The following is a 23,427-nucleotide window of genomic DNA, read 5'->3' as shown; positions in this document are numbered from 1 at the left end:
AGGGGGAGCAGGCATTGCGCACCTCTCGCGCGCCACCTAGTTTAAGCAACCGATTCACTCGACTTAACAAACTGCTTAACTTCCGTTCCCCGGGGAGGACTTCATGGATCCAGTCAGACGTGCGGCCGGACGTTCGGTGTGGCGCGGCGCCCTCGCGGCGCTCTGCGCGACCACCGCGCTGGTGGCCGCCGGCCCCGTGGGCGCCGCCGATGCCGCCGCCGACACCGCGGGGTCCCGGGTCGAGGTCGAGATACCGGGGCCGGAGCACGGCGGCGCCGCCGGATCGGGCCACGCCCGCGTACCGGCCGCCGGCAGCCCCGCCAAGGCCTCTGGCCGGCTCTCACCGGCCGAGCGGCAGGCCGACGGCGAAGTCACCAAGATGATCGACAACGGCTCCACCGCCGACCGCCTCGACGTCGTGGTCATCGGAGACGGATACACCGCCGCCGAGCTGGGGCGGTTCCACACCGACGCCGAGCAGAAGTGGGCCGAGGTCACCGCCGTCGAGCCGTACACCACCTACCGGAACCTCTTCAACGTCTGGACGGTGGACGCGGTCTCTCGGGAATCCGGAGTCTCCGGCGACCCCGACCCGGCCGCCGTCCGCGACACCGCGCTCGGCTCGTACTTCTGGTGCGAGAACATCGAGCGGCTGCTCTGCATCGACCAGCCCAAGGTCGACGCGTACGTGTCCAAGGCGCCCGCCGCGGACCTCGTCATCGTCCTCTCCAACAGCGCCAAGTACGGCGGAGCGGGCTACAACGAGCCCAGCGCCACCCTCGGTTACGAGGGCATATCGACGGCCTCCGCGGGCCACCCGAAGTCCGGCCAGGTCGCCATCCACGAGACCGGCCACTCCCTCGGCAAACTCGCCGACGAATACTTCTACCCGGGCGTGCCGGATTACGAGAAGTACACGGGCCCCGAGCCCGCCGAATCCAACAGCTCGGTCCTGTCCGCCGACCGGATGGCCGCGCAGCGGGCCAAGTGGTACCGCTGGCTCGGCGAGGAATCACCGGACGGCGGCACGGTCGGCGCGTACGAGGGCGGCAACTACTTCGTGACCGGGCTGAACCGGCCCACCGACAACTCGCTCATGCGGGTTCTCGGCAAGCCCTTCAACCTGCCCGGGGTCGAGTCGATGATCGGCGGCTTCTACCAGCACGCACGGATCGTCACCCCGCTCACCCCGACCGACCGCACCCTGCGACTGCGCCACACGGCGAAGGCGTCCGTACCGAGGCTGGCCGGTGCGGACGGCCGCCAACTCGTCGTCCGCTGGTACCTCGACGGCCGGGAGCTGAAGCGATTCCAGGGCCGCACCGAGGTGTCGGTGGCGGAGCTGTGGCTCTTCGACCTCCGCACGCACCGCCTGTCGGTCACGGCCGAGGACCGCACCCCGTCGGTACGCGACCCGAAGGTCGTCCGCACCCTGCGCTCCACGGTCGACTGGAACGTCCGGCTCTAGCGGGTGTCCGGCCCCGGCACCGGCCCCGGCACCGTGACCGCGCATCGGCCGGTGCCCGCTGCGATGGCCATCGCAGCGGGCACCGGCCGATGCGGTGGGGGAGGAGAGGCGTAGGCGTACGGACTACATCGGGTCCATGCCCCGGTCGTCCATACGGCCCTCCTGCTCGCTCTGCTCCTGGAGGCGGCGGGCCTTCTCCTTCAGCCGACGGCGCTCCTCCGGGTCGGTCGAACGCTCGGCCGCGGCATTCAGCTCCTGGGCCTTGGCGCGCATCTGCTGGGACCGGCCACGGGACTCGCCTGAAACGCTCATGATCGCTCCTTGGATCTGGGGAGAGCGGGCGGATTCAGCGAACCAGGACTGCCGTGCGCCCGCATCTCGAAGCGTCACCGAGGGTGAGGCCGCCCCCGCGGACGACGCGGGGGGCCGGCCGGTCAGTCCGGGTCCGACGCGAGCGCCGTGGTGAGGGTGAACAGGGCCCCGTCCGGGTCCCGGAGCGTCACCCACCGCTCCGTCGCGTTGGAGATGACGTCCGAGACGGGCCTCCCGCCCAGCGAGAGGGCGGCCTCCACCGCCGGCCGGAGCTTCGGCACGCGGAAGTGGACGTGCCAGCGGGGCCTGGTGTGCGGGGAGTACGCGGCGATCTCCACGGGTCCGCTGTTCAGGCGGGCGACGGGTTCACCGTCCTGCCGCAGTACGACCTGGTCCTCCTCGTACGAGACCTCGCAGCAGCCGGCGCGGCCGGTGGCCCACTCCAGCACCGCGCCGTAGAAGATCGCCGCGTCGAAGGCGTTTCTGGTGCGCAGTTCCAGCCAGGCGGGCGAGGGGCCCCGGCCCACCCGCCAGTCCGCCTCCACATTGCCCTCCCAGATCCCGAAGACGGCGCCGTCCGGGTCGGCGACCAGCGCGGCGCGGCCGCCGGACGCGAAGGAGACCGGGCCGACCGCGATCGTGCCCGTCCGCTCCCGGATCCGGTCCACCGCCACATCGGCGTCGTCGACGGCGAAGTAGGGGGTCCATGCCGCGGCGACCCCCAGGTCCGCGGCCAGCGCCCCGATGCCCGCGACCGGCACCCGGCCCTGGAACGCCACCGAGAACGCCTCGCCGAGACGGGTCGGGCGGAACTTCCAGCCCACGACCGCACCGTAAAAATGCTGGGCCGTGCCGAGGTCGCGCGTCATCAGGCTCACCCAGCACGGGGCCCCGAAGACTTCCTTCGTCGAAATCTCCACCGTTCGCTCCGTCCCTGGTGAGCCGCCACTGCTCCTCCCATTCTGGTGCTTCTTGTGACGATCCTCGCGATCCACGGCGGCAAATGCGCACAGAAGGTCTCCGAGAATCACGCTCCGTGGCGATCCCCTCCGGCGGCGCGCGGCGATAGCCTCGGTCCCGGACGCGCCCGCAGCCCCGGAAGGCAGGTCTCCATGGCCCCGTCCCAGATTCCCGTGATCGACCTCGGACCGTGGCGGTCCGGCGGGCCCGAGGCCCGCGCCCGTACGGCCGCCCGCGTCGACGAGGCCCTGCGCGCGGCCGGCTTCCTGCTGGTGGCCGGGCACGGCGTGGACCCCGCACTGCCCGCGCGGATCCGCGAGGCGGCGGGCCGGTTCTTCCGGCTGCCCGCGAGCGCGAAAGCCCCGTACGCCGTCCGGGTCGGCGGCCGCGGCTGGCTCGGCCCCGGGGCGGAGGCCAACAGCTACGCGGAGGGGGCGGCCTCGCCGCCCGACCTCAAGGAGTCCTGGTCCTTCGCCGCCGAGGACCCCACCGGAATCCCCTCCGTGGACGCCGAATGGTTCGTGCCCAACGTGTGGCCGGCCGAAGCGCCACAGCTCCGCCCGCTGGTGACGGAGTACCTGCGCCGGATGAGGTCCCTCTCCGACGAACTGCTGGAACTCCTCGCCGTCGCCCTGGGCCTGGCCGAAGACCACTTCACCCGCCACACCTCACACCCCACCTGGGGGTTCAACCTCAACTGGTACCCGGGCACCGAGGTCGTCGGCGCTCCGCTGCCCGGCCAGTTCCGCATCGGGGCCCACACGGACTTCGGCACCGTCACGGTCCTGGACCGGCAGCCGGGCGCGGGCGGGCTCCAGATCCACACCGACGCGGACGGCTGGCAGGACGCGCCCTACGACCCTGCGGCGCTCACCGTCAACATCGGCGACCTGATGGCCCGCTGGACCGGAGACCGCTGGCGCGCGGGCCGCCACCGCGTACTGCCACCGCCCGCCGACACCCCGTCCGAGGAACTGATCTCCCTCGTCTACTTCTACGAATGCGACCCGCACACCCGGGTGGAGTCGCTGCCCGCCCCGGTCGGCCGGATCGTGCACGAACCCGTCGACTCGCACACCTATCTGCGGGCCAAGCTCGACGCCATCAGTGTGCCTACGACTCAGGAGTGACCCGGCGCCCTCGCCTCACACCGGGGGCTGACGGCGGATCCGCCTCTTAGGCTGACGATCCGCCAGAGGCGCATGCATAGCGTGAAGTTCATGAAGATCCGCAGAACCACTGCCGCCCTGACCCTGGCCGCGATCCTCCTGCCCCTCCCGCTCGCCACCGCTGCGGCCTCGTTCGCCGCGGACACCTCCGTCAGCGCCGGGACGGCGGCGACCGGCAACCGCCGCACCACGGTGGAACTTCCGCGCCCCACCGGCCGTTTCGGCGTCGGCCGGGAGGACCTGCACCTGGTGGACCGCAGCCGCACCGACCCCTGGGCCGGATCCGGGCCGCGCGAGCTGATGGTCAGCATGCGCTACCCGGCGCGCCACGACAGCGGCCGGACCACCCGCTACCTCACCCCCGAGGAGGCCCGGCTGCTGCTGGTCGACCGGGGGCTGGACCAGGTGATCCCGGTCGAGACCCTGACCGGCACACTGAACCACGACCGGACGGGCGCCCGCCCCGTCGCCGGCCGGTACCCGCTGATCGTGCTCTCCCCGGGCTTCACCGTCCACCGGTCCACGCTCACCGCGCTCGCCGAGGACCTCGCCTCCCGCGGCTACGTCGTCGCCTCCGTGGACCACGCGTACGAGAGCGTGGGGACCGCCTTCCCCGGCGGACGCGTGCTCACGTGCCTGGCCTGCGAGAAGGTCCAGGACGAGGCGGGCTACCGGACCGTCGGCGACACTCGGGCCCGCGACGTTTCCTTCCTCCTGGACCGCCTCACCGGACGCAACCCCGTGTGGCGCCATGCCGGAATCATCGACAAGGGCCGCATCGCGATGGCCGGTCACTCCATCGGCGGTTCCGCGGCCGCGGCCGCGATGGCCGCCGACCCGAGGATCCGCGCCGGGATTAACATGGACGGCGGATTCTCCACACCGGTCCCCGCGGCCGGACTCGGCGGACGCCCCTTCATGCTGCTCGGCGCGCAGCAGCGCGGTCCCGGCGGCAACGCGAGCTGGGACCGCGACTGGCCGCTGCTCGACGGCTGGAAGCGCTGGATCACCTTCGCCGACTCGGGCCACTTCACCTTCACCGACTTCCCGGCGATCGGCGAACAGCTGGGCCTGCCCGACGAGGAGGCTCCACTGCCCGGCGCCCGCTCCGTCGAACTGACCCGGCGCTACGTCGCGGCCTTCTTCGACCAGCACCTGGGCGGCCGCCCGCAGCCCGTGCTCGACGGCCCCTCCCCGGACGCTCCCGAGGTCGCCTTCCACGCCCCCTGAGCGCGAAGGCCCCACCCCGGGCCCGGGGCCCGGTCGCCGGCCCGGCTCCTGCCCTGCCCCGGCCCCGGTCGCCGGCCCCGGCCCCGGTCAGACCACCGTCACCGGATGGCGGACCACCGCGTCGAAGAGGTAGCCCTGCGTGTTGTGGACCGACCGATCGGGCTGCGTCCGCCCGGTCGCGTCGGTCGCCCGCGCCAGCAGCGACGTCGCACCCCTGGCCCGGGGGGTCCACGGCACCGACCAGCGCACCCAGCCGCCCCGGCGCGGAGTGTCGTGCAGCCGGGCGCGCCGCCAGTGGCCGCCGCCGTCCGTGCTGACGTCGATCCGGGTGACCGGGGCCGCTCCCGACCAGGAACGGCCGGTCAGCAGCCGGGTCCGGTCCACCGGGACGGTGGCACCCAGCTCCAGCTCGAAGGCGCTCTTGAGGGTCTGCCGGGTCAGCGGCTCACCGCCCTGCGCCGGATGCTCGGGCCCGAACAGCCGGTACATGTCGGTGTTCCACGGGGAGTACAGCGGCTCGTCGCTCACCTCGATGTCCCCGACCCACTTGATCGAGGAGATCCCGACCCAGTCCGGTACGACCAGGCGGACCGGCCCGCCGTGGTCCGGCGGCAGCGGCTGCCCGTTCATCTCGTAGGCCAGCAGTACGTCGTCCAGCGCCTTGGCGACCGGCAGCGGGCGCCGCACCCGGCCCAGGTTCACACCGTTCGCCACCACCTCGTCGTCCAGCCCGCTCGGCAGCACGTCCACGGCGCCGCGGGTCACGCCCGCCAGGCGCAGGACGTCCGACAGCCGTGCGCCGCGCCAGCGTGCGACGCCGATCGCGCCCAGGGTCCACGCGGTGCCGGTGACCGGCTGACCCTGCTGTGCGGTGTAGAAGCTCCGGCCGTTGCCCGCGCACTCGATGAACAGCGTCCGCTCCACCGGACGCAGGGCGCGCAGCCGCTCGTACGACAGCTCCAGCGGGCCGCCCGCGAGCCCGTCGCCCCACACCTTCAGCCGCCACCCGCGGGCGTCGATCCGCGGGGTCGAGGTGTGGTTGCGGACGAAGAACCGGTCGATCGGGGTGAGCGGGCCCGTGCCGCGCAGCGCCGCGAAGTTCGTCTCCGCGTTCGTACCGCGAAGGGTGAACAGCTCGGGCGGCAGCGCCTTGACCGTACGGGGTACCGGGTCGGCGAGGGGTACGCCCGGCGCGCCCGCCGCGGTCGGCGCCGCCGAGGCCGAGGCGCCGCCGGCCGCCACGCCCAGCGATCCGGCGGCGGCGCCCACCGCGAACAGCCTCAGCAGGTCACGGCGGTCCACCCCGGCGGAGCGGGCGCGGCCGCGCGCCCACTGCCGCAGGCGCGTGCGGTCGTACCGGTTCTCGTCCGACAGATCGAAGGACATGGCAGGAGCACTCCTTGGTCGCGGTTCCCACGGACCGTAGAGGTCCGCGGCGAGCCGCGGGAACCTTCCCGCGGTGCCTGCCACGAACCCGCAACACCACCGCAACGGCCGATTACCGCTGGTCGGCGGAATTTCGGCAGGATGTGGGCATGACCGAGATCCGTACCCCCCGACTCCTCCTCCGCCGCTGGACCGACGACGACCTCGTCCCCCTGTCGGAGATCAACGCCGACCCGGAGGTGATGCGCTGGATCGGCGAGGGCTCCACCCTCGGCCTGGACGAGACGGCCGAGGAGATCGAGCGCTGGGAGGAGGAGTGGGACGACGAGGGCTTCGGGCTCTTCGCCGTCGAGCTGCTCGGCTCCGGCGAGCTCATCGGCGCCGTCGGCCTCTCGGTCCTGGAGAACCTGCCGGACGCCCGGGCGGACGTGCAGATCAGCTGGCGCCTCGGCCGCCAGTACTGGGGCCAGGGCTATGCCTCCGAGGCCGCCCACGCCACCTTGGAGTTCGCGCTCCAGGACCGCGGCCTGGACCGGGTCGTCGCGATCAACCGGATGAGCAACACCGATTCCGAGAACGTGATCCGCAAACTGGGCATGGTGATGGAACGCGACACCACCGACCCCCGGTACGGGACCTCCGTGCGGGTCCACGGCATCGACCTCACCGAGTACGAGGCCTGATCGAGCCGTCCCGCATCAGCCGATCGGTCGACCCCGGTGTCCTCCGGACCGCCCGCACGCTCCGTCCGCCGGTCGGACCCGCCGGGGGCTCCGGCGCGGCGAGCATGGACGGCGGAGCGGGAGGACGTACCCGGCCCTCCCCGCCCGGAGCCGAGAGGGACACCATGAACGCGCACGACCGACTCCTCCTCGACGGGGCCCGCCGCGGCGACGCGGCGGCCGTGGGCACGGCGCTCGCCGCGGTCCTGCTGCTCGGCGCCTGCAGTCCGAACGCGGCGTCCGCGCCGCCGGCTCCGGCGCCCTCCGCCGCCGACCCGTTGCCCGCCACCGCGCCCACCCCGCAGGGGCTGCTCCTGACCGCCGACTTCGGGGCCGACACCGTGACGTTCGTGGACCCCCGGCACGGCGCCGTCGCCTCGGTCGCCGTGGGCAGGGCCCCGTACGGACTGGCCGTGGGCGCGGACGGCCGTGCCTGGGTGGCCACCGCCGAGGGTGTCGCCGTCGTCGACACCCGCACCCGGGTACGGGTGGCCCTGATCCCGCACCGAACGGGCACCGGCCCCGTCACCGACGGCGAGTACCGCGTCGGCGGCATGGGCACCCTCTCGCCCGACGGCGCGCACGCCTACGTCGGGGTCAACGTGCCCGGCACCACCGGCGTCCTTGAGGTCCTCGACACGGCGCGGCGCGAGGTCACCGCCGTGGTGCCGGTGGGCCGCAGACCCTTCGACGTGGACGTGTCGCGGGACGGCGCCGAGGTCTACGTCACCGGCCACGACTCCTTCGATGTCACCGTCGTGGCGGCTACTGGAACGGCATCACGGTCGTCGACCTGGACAGCGGAGCGACCCGCCGCCTCGCGGCGGGCGCCAGGCCGCTGGGCATCGCCGTCTCCGCTGCACCCGAGCGCTGAGAGGGCCGACGGGGCCGAGCTGCCGTGCAGGTCAGGCACACCCCGCCGGGGGACCGACCCGGTGGTGGCCGACGGGCCGTGGGCAAGGATCGGCAGCCGCACCCAGGAGCGCGCGCTCGTCGGGTATGCCCGTACGTCGGCTTCGCGAGCCGAATCGCCACGCGTTCCCACCCCTCACCGTTGCCGGCCCGGTTGACCGCGGTCGTGCCGCGCCGGTGAGGACCGCACGAGGCGGGAGCATGACGGCGTCGGTGGGAACGTTCGAGGCTCTGACCGGAGTTCCGCGAGATGCCCGGTCACCGACATGGAGGCACGTGGATCCCGCACGACGCCGAAGGCTGTCGCCGGGCCGTCCGCCGAGCCGTCCTCTCAGGTCGGGGCCTGCGCTCCGCCGCCCGTGCGGATCGCCGCGAGGGCGGCGGCGTGCACGGCGGCCGGGTCGCCGTGGTGGGGCCGGGGGCTGCCTGTGAGCGTGTACCACTCGTCGGCGTCCTTGTACTGGACGTCGAACCGGAGCAGCCCCCCGGCCACCTCGGTGCTGCGCAGCGTCAGCGGGCCGGTGATCACACCGACCTCGTCGGTCATGGCGCCGCCCGGCCCGGCGAGCACCTCGTCCTGCCACTGGTGCGGCTGCGTCATGAGGCGCAGGTGTCCAGCATCGTGGTGAGCATTTTCTTCTCCGGTTCGGTGACGGTCAGTTCGTACGTCGATTTCACGGTGGTCCAGGCCCGCCCGTACTGGCACCAGCTCGCCTTGTCCGGCGGCTGCCACAGGTCCGGGCTCTGGTCGCCCTTGGAGCGGTTCGAGGCCGCGGTCACGGCCAGCAGCTGAGGACGGGTCAGGTCGTTGGCGAAGGCCTTGCGCCGGGCGGAGTCCCAGCCGGCCGCGCCGGAGCGCCAGCCCTCGGCGAGCGGCACCATGTGGTCGATGTCCATCTTCCCCGCCTCGGTGACGACCACCCCGTCGTAGAGGCTCTTCCAGTTGCCGGACACCGCCTTGCACTCGGCATCCTGAGTGACCCCGGTGCCGTCGCGCTTGAGGACGACCTCGCGGGTGTCGCACTTGTTGCCCTGTTGCGCCCAGTGCGTGAACTTGTCCCTGCTGTAGCCGGCCATCGTGCCGACCGGGGCCACCTTGAGCGCCGCCAGCCGGGTCCGCGCCTCGGCGGCGTTGACCAAACCCGGCAGTACGTCCCCGCCGGCCGGTTTGGCGTCGTCGCCCGGTGAATTCGGGGGCTTCGGCGCTTCGGAGGAGGGCGAGCCCGCGGGTGCGGACGCCTTCGGGTCCCCGCCGCCCGGCGCGACCGGATCGGAGCAACCGGCCGCGGCCGCCAGCAGCAGCGCCACCAGTACTGCACCGGACACACGTATCTGACGTCCCATAACCCCACCCCGAGCCGGTGCCGCTGTGCGCGCTGTCCCGGAAACACTACCCAGAACCGGACATTCAACCTACCGAGGGCCCTCGCGTGGGCGTTGTCAGTGGCCCTCGCTAGTCTCCCGGCATACCGCAGCTCAGGGGGGTCGGCTCCCCCCTGTCAGGGCTGCGCGGAACCGGACGGGACAGGCGGAGGGGCACGGTCTGATGGCTTGGCTGGCAGCGGGCGAGGGGTACGAGATCGCCCTGGTGGAGGGACGGGTGGCGGCGAGGTCCGCCACCGGGCGGACAGCGGGACGGCAGTTGAAGACACTGCCCAAGGCACTGAAGGACCATCCTGAGGTGGACCGGCTGCGCAGGCTGGCCGAATGGCTCGACCGGCACGAGGCGGCCTGCATCGCACAGGTCGACAGCTGGATGGTGTCCTCGCTGCCGGTGCCGACCGAACTGCTCGCCCGGGTCTGGCCGGACGAGGCCTGGCAGGGCGCCCTGCGCGATGTGGCCGTCCTCGGTGACGATCCGGACGAGGTGGGCTTCCTGCGGGACGCCACCGCCTCCGGCGAGCTGAAGGTGGTCAACCTCGACGGCGAGACCGTACGGCTCTCCCCGCGCACGGTGACCCTCCCGCACCCGGTGCTGCTGCCCGACCTGGACGACGTACGGGACTTCGCGGCCGAGCTGGGCATCGTGCAGCGGGTCGAGCAGATCCACCGGGCGACCTGGCACAAGCCGGCCGAGACCGCCGCCACCGCCACCGAGGTCCGCGACTACGCGGGCGGGGTCTTCCCCACCCGCTTCAGCCTCGCCGCCCGGGCCACGAGCCTCGGCTACCGGGTCTCCGGCGGCTACGCCACCTGCAAGGTCCGGGACTCCGGATCCGCCGCCGAGGCCAACGTGTGGATCGGCGAACCCTATTACGACGAAGAGACCACCACCGGCGCACTGAGCTGGCACGACGAGGACGGCCGGGCGGTACGCCTGACCGAGGTCGGACCGGTGGCCTGGTCCGAAGGCATGCGGATGGCCGCGGCACTGTACGCCGGGCGCAAGATCGAGGAGGGCGGGGACGCGTGAGCACGCACCAGGAAGACATCGACATGAACAAGGCCGAACTGCTGCTCAGGGCCGGTGCCGTACTGCCGCCGGGCACCACCGGCGCCGGGCCCGGCGCCGTGGACCTGACCGCGCGCTCCTACCGCCACCCCGGTCTCGGTGACGACCGCGTCGTGGTCCGGCTCGCTCCCGCCGAACTGGGCGCGGCCGAGGACCTCGCCGCCGGCTTCCTGGGACTCGTACGGGACGAGGGCGAGCCGCCCGTCGTCGGGCTGAGCAAGCGCCAGGCACTCGGCTTCCCCGAATGGGTCCTGGTCCACCACCCCGAGGACGGCCACCACGCCCTCGCCGTCGTCCCCGAACTCGACCGCATCGCCCGGCAGGCCAAGACCAAGCCCAAGGCCGCCCTCGACGCCTGCGTCGAACTCGCCGGCCGCCTCGCCGCGGCCGTCCCGCACTTCCTGCCGCTCTTCCACGAGCAGGCCGCGCGCCTCTTCCTCGCCGTCGAGAACACCACCTACGCCGCCCAGCTGTTCGGGCGGGCCCGCGCCGCCGAGGCCCAGTACGGGCTGGCCGTCGACGAGGACCGCCTCGACGCCGTGTTCCTCGAATTCGCCCTCGTCGGCGCCCTGCCGGTGAAGGTGCTCACCGGCTACGGCAAGGCCCTGGCCGGCCGCGTCACCCCCGCCGAGGCCTACGAGCGCTTCCGCCGGCTGTGCGTACGCCGCACCGCGGGCGGCCTGCCGCCCTCCGCCCAGGCCGCCGCCGAACTGCGCCGCCTCGCCCGCGCCGCGGGCCTGACCGGCACCGAACCCGAGCAGGACTACCTCGCCGAACTGCTGCCCCTGCCCGCCACCCTGCGCGCCGCGCTCGGCTGGTGGAAGGCCCACCGCGGCGCTCTCGTCGCGCTGGCCCGCCGCGTTCCCGCCGTCCGCGGCACCCTCCTCGGGCTGACGCCGCCCAGCGGCGACGGCGAGTTCACCGCCCTGTGGCTGGAGATCCTGGAGGAGTGCGGCGCCACCGCCGGGCTCGCCGACGGTGACCTCCCCGCCGAGCAGCGGTGCACCGACGGCACGGCCGGCTGGCTGGAGCGCTTCCACGCCGCCCGCCACTCGGGCTGGGGCCGGCGCCCCACCCTCCCGCTCCTCCTCGACCTCGTCGAACGGAGCGCCGGACAGCTGCGCACCGAACTCGACCGGCCCGAACGGGAGGCGCGCCTGCGGGTCGGCGTCGAGGACACCGACCTCCTCGACCTGCTGCTCGCCCTGGATGTCCCGGTCGCCGACCCCGAGGCCGAGACCGAGAACCGCCGCCGCCGGTACGACCACCTGAACCTGTCCGAGTGGGCCGACGGCGAACACCGCCGCGACCTGCTCGCCCTCGCCGCGGACCAGCGCTTCCACCCCGCCTTCCGCCGTGCGCTGAGCAGCCTCGGCGACGGCTGCGCCGACGTCGTCCGGTGCGTGGCCGCCTCGCCCGGAGGCCGCCCGCTGCTGGCCACGTGGATGCGCGACGTCGCCCTCGACTCCACCGCCGCCGGCCTGCCCGGGGTCCCCGAGGCCATCGCGCGCCTGAGCTGGCTGCCCACCGAAGCCCTGGAACTCGCCCCCGAGGAAGTGGCCGCCGCCGCCGCGGCCGACCTCGCCGAAACCCTCGCCCGTACCCTGCGCGGCGGACTCTTCGAGGAGCTGGCCTGGCCCTCCTGGGAGGAGGCCCTGGCCGAACTGGCCCCCGCCCGGGGACGGGATGCCCTGAACGTGGTGGAGGCCTGGCCGTACCTGATCGTCGCCAACCAGACCCAGGTCCGGGTCATCGACGCCGACTCCACCCTCCTCACGCACGACCTGCGAGTGCCGACCGGGACCTCGTACAACCACGGTTTCCACTACGTCGACGGTGAACTGCTCGTCTTCTGGTCCTCCTGGAACACCAACGGGACCCAGGGCTACTGGCACCACTCGCCCGGCACCGTCTTCACCCTGGAGACAAACCGCAGCCACTGGTCGCTGCGCAGCGACCACCTCTCCCTGCCGCTCCCGGGCGGCGGGCGCGCCACCGGCGGCGGAGTCCTGCACCGCGGCGACACGAAGCTGCCGGACGAGCGGCCCCTGCTCTCCGACGGCACCTCGTACTGGGTGTGGCAGCAGCGCGACCAGAACAACGACAGCGGCTGGCTCGAGTACGACCCCGTCGGAGCGGCCTACGGCAGGTTCTCCCTGCCCGCCTTCCTCGCCGACGCCGAGCGCGCGCACCCGGAGAACGTCCGCCGTGCCACGCACGGAAACCGGCTGCGGCCGACGCCCACCGTGGCCGGCTCGGTCCTCGGCGAGCCCACCGACGGCCTGCTCGGCTGGCGCACCGTACGCGTCCCCGACAACGGGTGGGAGGGCACCGACACCGGCGGCCGTACCGTCACCGTGCCCGAGGGCCGCGACATGCCCGTCGCCGCCCTCGTCCTCCCCGGCGACGACCGGCCCCGAGTCCTGTCCCAGCACTGGCAGGAGCTGAGCATCACCGACCCGGACGGCGTGGTCACCGCCCGGTCGCGCGACGGCCACCGCCGCCGTTCCGTCTTCGGCACGGGCAGCGTGGACCTTCCGCCGCTGTCGCACTGGTACGCCCTGCGGCCCCGTGACACCGAGGGCTCGACCGCCCTGCGCGCCGCCGACCGGGAGACCGTGGCCGCCCTGCTCAAGTCCGCCGCCGCGGCAGAGAAGGCCGCCGACCTGCCCGACCTGGTGAGCGCCGCCCTGCCGCGGATCACCGCCCCCGAGATCATCGGGGGGATCGTCGAGGTCCTGCGCTTCACCCTCACCCAGCAGAAGTCCCTGGACGCGATCGCCGCCCGGCTCCACCCGGACACCACCCCCGCCGAGGAGCGCGAGCAGGGCCCCGGCGACCGGCTGATCGCCGACGGGCTCAGCGGCCTCATCGGCCCCGGCTACTACCGCTGGAACGGCGAGAGCGACGCGGCCCACTACACGCTGACCGAAATCGGCGCGGCCCGCACGCGGACCGAAGCCGCCCCGGTGCCCGGGCTGCTGCACTTCGACACCCCCGCACTGCCGTACTGGTCCTTCACGTGGACGCCGCTGCTGGACCAGCCCGCGGCCGTCGCCTACCGCGCCGTCACCGTCGCGCCTACCGACGAGCAACGGGAGGGACTGCTCACCCTGCTCGGCACCGTCGACGCCCTCGGCCTGGCCTCGGCCGAAGGCTCCGCCGACCACTGGCGCCGGGTCCTGCTCCGCCTCGACCGGCAGCACCTGCTCACCCCGGACGGCGAACGCAACGTCCACCACCGCAGCCTGCTGCCGCTGGGCGGCGGAGCCGTCCTCGCGCTGACCGAGCACAGCGAATCCGTGCCCGAGGGCCACGAGTTCGGCGCCCTGCTGTACGACCCGACCGGCCGCTTCACCGTCCCCGGCCCCTACTCCGTGCGCGGCGACGCCCCGCTCGGCGACCGCGAACGCGGCGCCGGCTGGCTGACCGCCTTCCTCGGCGCGGCCGCCGAGCACGGCCCCGCGCCCTTCCGTCCCGAAGCGGCGGAGGAGTTCTCCCGGCTCACCGGAGTCTCCGGCGCCCTCGCCCGCCTGGTGCTCGCCGGACTCCCGGCCGTCGACAGCTACGAACGCAACTTCCTGGAACCCGAACTGCGCACCGCCCTCGGGGTCAAGGCCGCCGACGCCGCCCACGCCCGCGACGAGCTCAAGACCCTCGACGCCGAGCTGCGGCGCGCCGTCGTCGGAGCCCTGCTCCCCGCCGATCCGGCGAAGCTGTGGAGCGAGGGACCCGACGTCGCTGCCGCCGCGGAGGTCTGGAACCGGCGCGTGGGCCGGCGCACCCCCGTGCCCGACTGGCTGGCCACGGAAGCCGCGCGCGCCGTGGGCGGCAGCTGGCCCGCGCACCGCGCCCTGGCCGCACTGCTCGACCCGGCCGCCTCCCGCGAGCTGTCCGTCGACGTGGCCTGGACCGTGAAGGGCGACCACGTGGAGCCCGCCGAACCGGCCACCAGCCCGTTCACCGCGTCCGTCCTGACCGGAACCCTGGCCATGGCGGCCTGGCTGGCCCACCGGCTGCCCGCGGGCGATGCCGTACGAGCGGCCCTGCCGCCCGTACTGACCGCAGTACGGCAGCGGCTGGCCGCGCCCGAACTGCTCCTGGAGATCGGGCACTACACCAGCCTGCCCGCCTTCCGCTCTGCGGCCGGCACGCCGACCGAGACCGGCGAGGGCTACGAGCGGTACGGAGCCGTCGTCATGGCCACCCACGACGACCAGCCCAAGCCCGCCCTGCGCCCGGCCCTGCTCGACTCCACCGGCTCCGACCCGTACCTGCCGGCGCTGCGCGGGGACGACCAGCGGCCCTCCGCCGCCGAGACCGCACTGCGCACCGCCCACGACCCGCGCTTCGCCGCGCTGCTCGCCGACCCGGGCGCCCCGGCGGCCGGGTCGGCGGGCGCGGACGGCACCTGGTGGCCGCAAGACCCGAGCCGCTCCGTCCCCGACCTGGTGGAGGAGGTGAGCGAGCGGCACGGCCTGGGCGCCGACGCGGCCACCCTGTACCTGACGCTGCTCGCCATGCCCGACCCCACCGACCGCAACACCGCGCGGTGGACGGGCTGGAAGCCGGCCCGCCTCAAGGCCGCCCGCGCCGAACTGGCCGCCACCGACCTGGTGGTCACGGCCGGCCGCAGCCGGGCCGGGCGCTCGCTGTTCCTGCCGGGCGGCTGGGCGGACATGCCCTCCCCGACGCTGCCGGTGGAGCAGTGGAAGCTCCCCCTGTACGGCCTGGGCGCCGGTGACCGGCCGTCGCTGGGCGTGCTGGTCCCGGCCGAACCGGCTGCGGAGCTCTTCCGCCGGGCCTGGCAGCGCGTCCGGGAGGGCGACCTGCCGCGCTTCGAGGAACTCAAGGTGAAGCGCACCCGCGGCCGCCGCCGCTGAGAGCGGCCCCGGCACGTTCGAAGGGCGCGGCGCACCTGCCCGCAGGTGCGCCGCGCCCCGCCGGACCGACCTCCTGTACCAGCCCCGTACCCCCCGACCGACCTTCCGTACACGTTCCAGAGGACGACCCCGATGACCGTCACCGAAGAAACCGCTCCCGCCGCCCGGCAGGTACTGCCCGCAGAGGAACGCCACGCCGCCGAGCTCGCCTTCCTCGCCGCCCAGGACCCCGGCCCCCGCCCGCCCGGCTGGGCGCTGACCCCGCGCGCCGTCGTCACCTTCGTCTGCGGCAGCGACGGGGCCGAGCTGGCCCTGCCCAAGCGCCGCGCCGGACTCCCGACCAAGCTGGCCATCGCCCCCAAGTTCGTCGGTGAACGCGCCCTCGTGGAGCGCTGCGTCGTCACCCTGGCCGGCGAGCGCGGCCTGCTCCTCACCGGCGAGCCCGGTACCGCCAAGTCGATGCTGTCCGAGCTGCTGGCGGCCGCCGTCAGCGGTACCAGCGCCCTCACGGTTCAGGGCACGGCCGGGACCACCGAGGATGCCTTCCGCTACGGCTGGAACTACGCGCTGCTGCTCGCCCAGGGGCCCACCTCGCAGGCCCTGGTCGACTCCCCGGTGCTCTCCGCCATGCGCACCGGACGCGTCGTCCGTGTCGAGGAGATCACCCGCTGCCTCCCCGAGGTGCAGGACGCGCTCGTGTCGATCCTGTCCGACCGCCGGATCAGCGTGCCCGAACTGACCGCCACCGAGGACGCGGTGGTCGCCGCGGCCCCCGGTTTCACCGTCATCGCCACCGCCAACCTGCGCGACCGCGGCGTTTCCGAGATGTCCGCCGCCCTCAAGCGGCGCTTCAACTTCGAGACGGTCGCCCCGATCGCCGACGCGGACGCCGAGGCCACGCTGATCCGCCGCCAGGCGGTCGCCGCCGTCCAGCGGGCCGGAGCCGCCTTCGGGGTGGACGACGCCGTGCTCGACGCCCTCGTCACCGTCTTCCGCGACCTGCGCTCCGGACGTTCCGCCGAGGGCTGGGACGTGGAGCGCCCCGGTACGGTCATGTCCACGGCCGAAGCCGTTCAGGTGGCGGCCTCGCTCGGGGTCGCCGCCGCGTACCTGCCGGGCGGGGACGTACTGGACCTGCTGCCGGGGCACCTGCTGGGCGTCGTGCGCAAGGACGACCCGGCCGACCACGGACGGCTGCTGGGGTACTGGGACGGCCCGGTCCGGCGCCGCGCCGAGGACGGTTCGGCGATGTGGCGCCGCCTCTGGGACCTGCGCGGGAGCCTGCGTTGACGCACACCGAGCCGCACACCGACCCGCGCGCTGCGGTCGACCTCCTCGCCGCGACCCGCGAGCCATACCTCATCGGCGTGCGCCACCACAGCCCCGCGCTGGCCGCGGTGGTACCGGATCTGCTGGACGCCTCGGGCGCCGACGTGGTGTGCGTCGAGCTCCCGGCGGAGTTCCAGCCCTGGCTGGAGCACCTCGCCGACCCGGAGACGCAGGCCCCGGTGGCCCTCGCGGGCACCGGGGAGGACGGCCGCCTCGCGTTCTACCCGTTCGCGGACTTCTCCCCGGAGCTTGCCGCGATCCGCTGGGCCCGCCGGTCCGGCGCGTCCGTCATCTGCTGCGACCTCCCCCTGGCGGACCGCGGCTGGACCGAGCCGACCGCAACGCCGCCCCAGGGGCATGCCGCTGCGCAGCCCCCGGACGGCGCGGCGTCCCCGACCCGGGCCTCGGACCCGCAGGCCGCTACGGATCCTGCTGGTGGGCCGTTCACCGGGCCGCGGCCCGGCGGGTCCTTCGCGGACGCACTCACCGCCGCCGGCACGGGCCGGGACGGCGACGACCTCTGGGACCGGGCCGTCGAGGTCCTGGCACCGGGGTGCTCACCGGAAGCCGTACGGCGCGCGGCGCTCGGCGTCGGCTGGGCGCTGCGCGCGGACACGAGCGCCGTCCCGGCGACGGACCTGGCCCGCGAGGCGCACATGAGGAGCGTGATCGCAGGCGCGGTCACCGCCGGTCACCGTGTGGCCGCGGTGATCGGCGCGTTCCACGCCCCGGTCCTCCCGGGCAGCCATGCCGGCACTTCTCCTGCCGCCGACGACTCCGGCCATCGGTCCGGCCCGGACGCTGGCTGCGGCCTCGGGTCCGGCCCCGCCCCCTCCCTCGACCTCGGCTCCGGCTCCGACTCCGGCTCCCGGTCAGGCGTGTCCGTCGGGCCGGACGCCGTCGCGCCGAGGAGCGTGCCGGGGCCGCGGGACGGCGAGAAGGGCGGGTCCGGGGGTACCACCGGGGATGTGGCGCCGGCCGTCACCTCCTTCGTGCCGTACTCCTTCGACCTGCTCGACTCCCGCTCCGGATATCCCGCCGGTATTCGCGATCCCCGCTGGCAGCAGGCCGTCCTCGAAGCCGGCGGCGACCCCGGCCGGGTGCGTGAGGCCGCCTCCGTGGCCGTCACCGGAGTCTGCCGGGAGCTGCGCCGCGCCGGGCACACCGCGGGCACCGGCGAGGCCGCCGAGACCCTGCGGCTCGCCTGCGACCTCGCCGCCCTGCGGGAGCTGCCCGCGCCCGGCCGCGGTGAACTCCTCGAAGCCGTCACCACCGTCCTCGGCCAGGGCGAACCGCTCGGCCGGGGCCGGGCGCTGGCCCGCGCCCTCGAGGCCGTGCTCGTCGGCACCGCCCGCGGGCGGATCACCCCGCACGCCCCCCGCTCAGGCCTCGGCCCCTCCGTAGAGGCCGAACTCGCCGCGCTGCGGCTGCCGTCCCCCGAGGATCCCGCGCCCCGCGAGATCCGCCTCGACCCGCTCCGCTCCGCCCTCGACGGCCGCCGCGAGGTCGTGCTGCAACGGCTCCTCGTGTGCGGCGCCTCCTACGGCGAGCCCCTCACCGTGGCTGCCACCGGCGACGGCACCGCCCTCGGCACCAAGTGGCGGCTGTCCTGGACGCCCTCCGTCCCGGCCCGGCTGGATCTCGCCGGGGTGCGCGGAGTCACCGCCGCGCAGGCGGCCGCCGGAACGCTGCGCGAGACCGCCCGCCGGGCCGCCGCCGAGGGCGGGCCGACCCCGGCGCAGATCCTCGCCGGGCTGGCCGCCGCCGCGCGGTGCGATCTGCCCGAGCTGGTCGACGTACGCCTCCACGAGGCGGCCACCGCCCTGCCGCAGACGGCGACCCTGCCCGAACTGCTCGACGCCCTCGACCTCCTGGAGGCCCTCCACCGCGGCCACCTGCCCGGCACCTCCGCCGCGTCCCGGGCGGCCGCCGCCGCCCTCGCCGGCGACCTCCTCGAAGCGGCCGTGCGCTGCCTGCCCGGTCTCGCCGGGAGCGAGGACCCCGCCGACGCGGCCGCCCTCGTGGCCCTCGCCGACCGGGCCGCCGCCCACCACCTGGGCCTGCGCACCGACGACGCCCTCGCCGACCTGGCCGCCACCGCGTCCCCGATGATGCAGGGCGCGGCCCTGGCCGTCCGGGTTTTGCTCGACCTCGACCCGGCAGCCGAGCTCGGTGGCCGCGCCGCCGGATGGATCGACAGTGCGGGCACCGCCGACAGCCGGCGCACCCTGACCCGGCGGCTCGGGGGACTCCTGACCGCCGCCGGCCCCCTCCTGCAGTCCTCCCCGGCCGCTCTCACCCTGCTGCTCGACCGCGTCGAGCACCTCGCCGACCAGGACTTCCTCGACCGGCTCCCCGCTCTGCGCGGGGGCTTCGACGCCCTCTCGCCCGCCGCCCGCGACCGGCTGCTGGACACCGTCACCGAACGGCTCGGCGACCCCGTCGACCTCGCGCTCGACGCGTCACCGGCCCTGCTCGCCCTCTGGGCCGCCGCCGACGCCGCCGGGCTCAACGCCCTCAAGGCCCTCCCGCTGCCGGGGAGCCCGCCCGGGCCGGACACGCCGACCCGGACCGCGACCGCGGTCCCGGTCCGGGCCGCTACCCCGGCCGAGGCCCCGGAAGCACCCACCGTCCCGAACGGGCGGGCTCCCCGGGCCGACGGCCCGCGGCTCGCCCCGGCCGACCGCTGGCGCCTGCTGCTCGGCCGCGAACGCGACCGGCTCCCCGCGGGCGCCCGCCGCTACGCCCACGCACTGGACGAGCTGTACGGCGCCGGGCGCGGCGAAGGCGCCTCCGACCTCGGCCGGGGCGGGGGCCAGGGCGGCGGCCAGGAGGCCTCCTTCCCCACTGCCCGGGAGTGGTCGCAGGAGCTCGAGGCGCTGTTCGGCGCGGACGTACGGGAGGAGGTGCTGGCGGGAGCGGCCGAAGCGGGCCGTACCGACGTGCTCACCCAGCTCGATCCGGCGGCCGTACGGCCCTCGGTGGAACTGCTGAGCTCCGTCCTCTCCCTGGCCGGCGGCATGCCGGAGGCCCAACTCGCCCGTCTGCGTCCCCTGGTGCGCAGGCTCGTGGACGAACTCGCCAAGGAACTCGCCACCCGGCTGCGACCGGCCCTGTCCGGACTCGCCACCCCGCGCCCCACCCGCCGCCCCGGCGGCAGGCTCGACCTGGCCCGCACCCTGCGCGCCAACCTCGCGCACACCCGGCGCCGGGCCGACGGCACCGTGGTCGTGGTCCCGGAGCGGCCCGTCTTCAGCACCCGGGCGAGCCGCGAGGCCGACTGGCGGCTGATCCTGGTCGTCGACGTCTCCGGTTCCATGGAGGCCTCCGTCATCTGGTCGGCCCTGACCGCGGCCGTGTTGGGCGGCGTACCGACCCTGTCCACCCACTTCCTCGCCTTCTCCACCCAGGTCGTGGACCTCACCGACCGGGTCGAGGACCCGCTCTCCCTGCTGCTGGAGGTCCGCGTCGGCGGCGGCACGCACATCGCCGCCGGCCTCGCGCACGCCCGTTCCCTGATCACCGTCCCGAGCCGCACCCTGGTCGTCGTGGTCAGCGACTTCGAGGAGGGCGCGCCGATCGGCGGGCTCCTCGGCGAGGTCCGCGCGCTGGCCGCATCCGGCGCCCACCTGCTGGGCTGTGCCGCGCTCGACGACGAGGGGACGCCCCGGTACTCGGTCCCGGTCGCGCGGCAACTCGTGGCGGCCGGCATGCCCGTGGCCGCCCTCAGTCCCCTCGCCCTCGCCCGCTGGGTGGGCGACCGCCTCCGTGGAGAGTCCCGTTGAGTACCGAGAGCACCGAGAGCACCGAACTGCCGCCCGTCGCCCCCGAGGTGCTCGCCGAAGCCGTCGAGAACCTCACCCCCCGCCTGCGCAAGAAGCTCGACGCCGCCACCGAGGGCTGCGCGGCGGGAGCCACCCTCGCGGCCGACGGCACCGTCACCCTCCGCTTCGGCGAGGACGCGCTGGTCACCCTGAACCCCGGCCCGGCGGGCACGATCACTACGGCCGAACAGGCCACATGCAGCTGCCTGCTGGCCCCGCGATGCCTGCACCGGGCCGCAGCGCTGGGCGCGGCCCCGCTCGCGGACGCCCCGCCGGAGCCGGTCGCGGCGGCCGGGCCCGGCGAGCCCGCCGGACCCAGTGGATCCGGCGGGCCCACCGGATCCAGCGGGTCCGCGCAGCCGGCCGGACCCGTCGAGGCCGCGGCTCCCGTCGAGCCCGCTCCGGCCCTCACCGCGGCCCAGCTGCGCGCTGCCGGCGCCCTCTGGCAGGTGGCCGCCGAAGCCCTCGCCGCCGGAGTCACCGCCGGGGGAGCGGTCGTCCAGGCCGAGCTGCTGCGTGCCGCGCACACCGCCCGCCTCGCCGGGCTCCAGCGCGCCGAAGCGGCCGCCCTACGGGTCGTACGCGGCCTGCGCGCCGCCCGCGAACGCCGGGCCGGCCAGCGGCTCGGCGAGCTCACCGGAGCCTTCCGCGAACTTCTTTACACCGCCGGGATGCTGGCTTCCGGCTCGACCGACCCCGCGCTGACCGGGACCGCCCGCCGCGCCTACGCGCCGGGCGGCAGCCTCCAGGTGCACGGCCTGTGCCGGGAACCGGTGCTCTCCGCCACCGGGTACGGCGGCGTGGTCACCCACCTGCTGGCCCCGGACGGCACCCGCTACTCGGTCTCGGACGTCCGCCCCGGCGGCCTGGCCCGCGCCCGCGGCGCCGGTTCCGCCTCCGTCGCCCTCGGCGGTGCCACCCTCGACCATGCCGGCCTCGCCCGCGGGGGCCTGCGCATCGTCGGTGCGACGGTCTCCGCCGAGGGCAGACTCGGTGCCGGACGGGGCGTCAGGGCGACCCCGCTGCCCGGTATCGCCTGGACCGAGCCGCCCGCAGCGGCACTCTTCGGCCGTCTTGCGGCCGAGGCCGTCGCCGAGCTGTCGGCCGACCCGGAAGGAGCCGAGACCGCGCTGCTCGGTTGCGACGTCACGGTGGTCGGCGCGGCCGGCGAGCACCTTCTGGTCCGCGAGGCGCGCCCGGACGGGCCGCTGCTGCGGCTGCTGCCCGCACATCCGCACCCGGAGCTCGCGCACACGGAGAACCTGCGCCGCATCGCCGCCCACCCCGGAGTCCAGCTGCGCGTCCTGGGCCGTCCCGACCTGGACCGCACCGCGACGCTCCGCCCCCTGGCGGTCGGCCCGGTGCCGGGAGCGGAGTACACGCTGCGGCTGCCCGAGGAATGGCTGGGCCGGGCCGACCTCGGCTACGACCGCCTCCAGGGCATGCACTTCCCGGCGGGAGCTGCCGCCTCCGTACCGCTCCCGGTGGCCGAGGTCCCGGACCCGCTGGCCGACTCCCCGCTGTGGCGGGTGCGCCGCCTCCTGGAGACCGGGGTGGCGGGGGGCCGCCGCGCCCTCGCCGAGACCGCACGGGGCACGTCGTCCCTGGCGGCCGCCTCGTACGGCCCGCTGCGCCGGGCCGGACTCACGGCGGCGGCGGACCTGGCCGCCGCCCTGGCGACCGAGGCCGACCGCCGTCCCCGTGACGTGTTCGGCCGCCTGGCCGATCCCTCGCCGGACGGTTACGCCTGGGCCTGGCTGGCCGCGGCCACCCACCTGGCGGCGGCGGAACGTTCCCTGATCGCCGCGTCCTGGGCGGCCGATCCGAGCGCGGCGACGCCCGCGGCCCGTTGAGCCCAGGCCCGGTCGGCGGGCGGCGACCGCGGGGCCCGACGGCCGGGCGCCACCGGGTGTGCTGCGCACGCCGGTCGCACACGAGGCGGTGAACCCGGTGGGGGCCGCCCCGAGCGGAGTCACACCCGGAGCCACGCCCGCAGTACATCGAGATCGGCCCCGGTCAGCCCCCGTCCGGGATCGACGCGGTGCAGGAGCGCCCGGCCCGGGTGCCGGTCGGCCACCCAGGCCCGGTCGGCACCGGTGATCTCGTCGTCGACCCAGACGAAGGGCCGCCCGGCCGCGTGGTCGACGAGGGCGGGGGTCTTCCAGTGAATGCCGCCCCGCCCGTCCTCGTCGGACGGTTCCGGCCAGGCCACCACGGGCAGCTCCGGCAGACCGAGCCGGGGCGCCACGCACTCGTTGGCCTCCGCCATCCACGTCGTGGCCCACACCGGCTCGCACGGCAGCGCCGCCAGCAGGGGTCCGAGGGCGGGATCGATCCGGGCGAGCAGGGGATTGGCGTCGTCGCCACAGGGATACGGCCCGGCGCCGAAGGGGATCAGCGGACCGTCGACATCGAGGTAGAGCAGGGGCAGAGGGCGGGAACCGGTCATGAGGCCACCGTAGTCCTCCAAGGAATGGAGAAAGATCTTGGTGCGATAGAGCGGCTCTGGCGGTACCCGATCAAGTCGACCGGCGGTGAACGGCTGCGCCGTGGAGGTCGACGAGCGAGGCCTCGTGGGTGACCGGCTGTACCCCGTGCGCGACGCGGACGGCAAACTCGGCTCCGGCAAGAACACCCGGCGCTCCCTGAGGGCCATCGCCACGGCCCACGACAACCGGCTCGACGTGCTCGCCGGGATCGTCACACCGGGTACCGCCCGGGTCGGGGACGTCCTGCGACTCGCCTGAGGTCCGACCGGCCGGGAGGTGGAACCCCGGACG

General features: G+C 74.9%; 17 protein-coding genes. 11 read left to right on the top strand and 6 right to left on the bottom strand.

The genetic code is table 11. The annotated features are described in order from the left end of the window. The first annotated feature begins 103 nt into the window (after positions 1 to 103). Entirely contained in the window at positions 104 to 1,468 is a 1,365-nt protein-coding gene (locus IE257_RS05385; protein ID WP_189965221.1) for a M64 family metallopeptidase, read from the top strand. Between the two features lie 123 nt (positions 1,469 to 1,591). On the opposite strand, the gene IE257_RS05380 is transcribed toward IE257_RS05385, so the two are convergent. Both IE257_RS05380 and IE257_RS05375 read right to left on the bottom strand, forming a co-directional pair. Next, entirely contained in the window at positions 1,592 to 1,780 is a 189-nt protein-coding gene (locus IE257_RS05380) for a DUF6381 family protein (RefSeq protein ID WP_189965219.1), read from the bottom strand. A gap of 122 nt (positions 1,781 to 1,902) precedes the next feature. Next, on the bottom strand, positions 1,903 to 2,649 hold the full coding sequence (locus tag IE257_RS05375) for a VOC family protein (protein WP_189966172.1): 747 nt from the start codon (positions 2,647 to 2,649) through the stop codon (positions 1,903 to 1,905). Positions 2,650 to 2,892: 243 nt separating this feature from the next. On the opposite strand from IE257_RS05375, the gene IE257_RS05370 reads away from it, so the two are divergent. Further along, complete coding sequence (locus IE257_RS05370; protein ID WP_189965217.1) at positions 2,893 to 3,870, top strand: isopenicillin N synthase family dioxygenase; 978 nt, start codon at positions 2,893 to 2,895, stop codon at positions 3,868 to 3,870. A gap of 90 nt (positions 3,871 to 3,960) precedes the next feature. Then, complete coding sequence (locus IE257_RS05365; protein ID WP_189965215.1) at positions 3,961 to 5,139, top strand: alpha/beta hydrolase family protein; 1,179 nt, start codon at positions 3,961 to 3,963, stop codon at positions 5,137 to 5,139. 87 nt (positions 5,140 to 5,226) lie between these two features. On the opposite strand, the gene IE257_RS05360 is transcribed toward IE257_RS05365, so the two are convergent. Continuing rightward, positions 5,227 to 6,525 carry a sulfite oxidase gene (locus IE257_RS05360; protein ID WP_189965213.1) on the bottom strand — a complete coding sequence of 433 codons (1,299 nt, stop codon included), beginning with the start codon at positions 6,523 to 6,525 and terminating at the stop codon, positions 5,227 to 5,229. Positions 6,526 to 6,674: 149 nt separating this feature from the next. Between IE257_RS05360 and IE257_RS05355 the strand changes: the two genes are divergently transcribed. Both IE257_RS05355 and IE257_RS37885 read left to right on the top strand, forming a co-directional pair. After that, positions 6,675 to 7,208 (top strand): GNAT family N-acetyltransferase, encoded by a 534-nt coding sequence (locus IE257_RS05355; protein WP_189965211.1) that lies wholly within the window; start codon positions 6,675 to 6,677, stop codon positions 7,206 to 7,208. Between the two features lie 164 nt (positions 7,209 to 7,372). Beyond that, positions 7,373 to 8,317: a YncE family protein gene (locus tag IE257_RS37885; RefSeq protein WP_229920140.1), complete on the top strand. Its 945-nt coding sequence runs from the start codon at positions 7,373 to 7,375 to the stop codon at positions 8,315 to 8,317. A gap of 173 nt (positions 8,318 to 8,490) precedes the next feature. On the opposite strand, the gene IE257_RS05345 is transcribed toward IE257_RS37885, so the two are convergent. Both IE257_RS05345 and IE257_RS05340 read right to left on the bottom strand, forming a co-directional pair. Continuing rightward, the gene (locus IE257_RS05345; RefSeq protein WP_189965209.1) at positions 8,491 to 8,760 is read right to left on the bottom strand and encodes a hypothetical protein; all 270 of its coding nucleotides are present in this window, start codon (positions 8,758 to 8,760) and stop codon (positions 8,491 to 8,493) included. Continuing rightward, on the bottom strand, positions 8,757 to 9,485 hold the full coding sequence (locus IE257_RS05340) for an HNH endonuclease family protein (RefSeq protein WP_229920139.1): 729 nt from the start codon (positions 9,483 to 9,485) through the stop codon (positions 8,757 to 8,759). The genes IE257_RS05345 and IE257_RS05340 overlap by 4 nt, the downstream gene beginning before the upstream one ends. Before the next feature lie 220 nt (positions 9,486 to 9,705). Between IE257_RS05340 and IE257_RS05335 the strand changes: the two genes are divergently transcribed. From IE257_RS05335 to IE257_RS05315, 5 genes are all read left to right on the top strand, one after another. Then, positions 9,706 to 10,572, top strand: a complete 867-nt coding sequence (locus tag IE257_RS05335; RefSeq protein ID WP_189965207.1) for a DUF4132 domain-containing protein — start codon at positions 9,706 to 9,708, stop codon at positions 10,570 to 10,572. A 23-nt stretch (positions 10,573 to 10,595) separates the two neighbouring features. Then, complete coding sequence (locus IE257_RS05330) at positions 10,596 to 15,494, top strand: ATP-binding protein (RefSeq protein WP_189966168.1); 4,899 nt, start codon at positions 10,596 to 10,598, stop codon at positions 15,492 to 15,494. 132 nt (positions 15,495 to 15,626) lie between these two features. Continuing rightward, entirely contained in the window at positions 15,627 to 16,784 is a 1,158-nt protein-coding gene (locus IE257_RS05325) for an ATP-binding protein (protein WP_189965205.1), read from the top strand. Further along, positions 16,781 to 20,608: a vWA domain-containing protein gene (locus IE257_RS05320; protein WP_189965203.1), complete on the top strand. Its 3,828-nt coding sequence runs from the start codon at positions 16,781 to 16,783 to the stop codon at positions 20,606 to 20,608. Before IE257_RS05325 ends, IE257_RS05320 begins: the two co-directional genes overlap by 4 nt. Continuing rightward, positions 20,605 to 22,500: an SWIM zinc finger family protein gene (locus IE257_RS05315; RefSeq protein WP_189965200.1), complete on the top strand. Its 1,896-nt coding sequence runs from the start codon at positions 20,605 to 20,607 to the stop codon at positions 22,498 to 22,500. The genes IE257_RS05320 and IE257_RS05315 overlap by 4 nt, the downstream gene beginning before the upstream one ends. A 119-nt stretch (positions 22,501 to 22,619) precedes the next feature. Here the strand turns inward: IE257_RS05315 and IE257_RS05310 are convergent, their stop codons facing one another. Next, positions 22,620 to 23,096, bottom strand: a complete 477-nt coding sequence (locus IE257_RS05310; protein WP_189965198.1) for an HAD domain-containing protein — start codon at positions 23,094 to 23,096, stop codon at positions 22,620 to 22,622. Positions 23,097 to 23,181: 85 nt separating this feature from the next. Here IE257_RS05310 and IE257_RS37880 point away from each other — a divergent pair, with 85 nt between their 5' ends. Then, the gene (locus tag IE257_RS37880; protein WP_229920138.1) at positions 23,182 to 23,394 is read left to right on the top strand and encodes a hypothetical protein; all 213 of its coding nucleotides are present in this window, start codon (positions 23,182 to 23,184) and stop codon (positions 23,392 to 23,394) included. Positions 23,395 to 23,427: the final 33 nt, after the last annotated feature.

Origin of the sequence: Streptomyces avidinii, assembly GCF_014650695.1 — a bacterium.
GTDB classification, from domain to species: Bacteria; Actinomycetota; Actinomycetes; order Streptomycetales; family Streptomycetaceae; genus Streptomyces; species Streptomyces avidinii.
The sequence above is the reverse complement of the archived record's forward strand: the minus strand, read 5'-3'. Positions and strand labels throughout refer to the sequence as shown.

Coding starts and splice junctions, on each gene's coding strand:
- IE257_RS05385 (WP_189965221.1), top strand. CDS start 104: ATGGATCCAGTCAGACGTGCGGCCGGACGTTCGGTGTGGCGCGGCGCC.
- IE257_RS05380 (WP_189965219.1), bottom strand. CDS start 1,780: ATGAGCGTTTCAGGCGAGTCCCGTGGCCGGTCCCAGCAGATGCGCGCC.
- IE257_RS05375 (WP_189966172.1), bottom strand. CDS start 2,649: ATGACGCGCGACCTCGGCACGGCCCAGCATTTTTACGGTGCGGTCGTG.
- IE257_RS05370 (WP_189965217.1), top strand. CDS start 2,893: ATGGCCCCGTCCCAGATTCCCGTGATCGACCTCGGACCGTGGCGGTCC.
- IE257_RS05365 (WP_189965215.1), top strand. CDS start 3,961: ATGAAGATCCGCAGAACCACTGCCGCCCTGACCCTGGCCGCGATCCTC.
- IE257_RS05360 (WP_189965213.1), bottom strand. CDS start 6,525: ATGTCCTTCGATCTGTCGGACGAGAACCGGTACGACCGCACGCGCCTG.
- IE257_RS05355 (WP_189965211.1), top strand. CDS start 6,675: ATGACCGAGATCCGTACCCCCCGACTCCTCCTCCGCCGCTGGACCGAC.
- IE257_RS37885 (WP_229920140.1), top strand. CDS start 7,373: ATGAACGCGCACGACCGACTCCTCCTCGACGGGGCCCGCCGCGGCGAC.
- IE257_RS05345 (WP_189965209.1), bottom strand. CDS start 8,760: ATGACGCAGCCGCACCAGTGGCAGGACGAGGTGCTCGCCGGGCCGGGC.
- IE257_RS05335 (WP_189965207.1), top strand. CDS start 9,706: ATGGCTTGGCTGGCAGCGGGCGAGGGGTACGAGATCGCCCTGGTGGAG.
- IE257_RS05330 (WP_189966168.1), top strand. CDS start 10,596: ATGAACAAGGCCGAACTGCTGCTCAGGGCCGGTGCCGTACTGCCGCCG.
- IE257_RS05325 (WP_189965205.1), top strand. CDS start 15,627: ATGACCGTCACCGAAGAAACCGCTCCCGCCGCCCGGCAGGTACTGCCC.
- IE257_RS05310 (WP_189965198.1), bottom strand. CDS start 23,096: ATGACCGGTTCCCGCCCTCTGCCCCTGCTCTACCTCGATGTCGACGGT.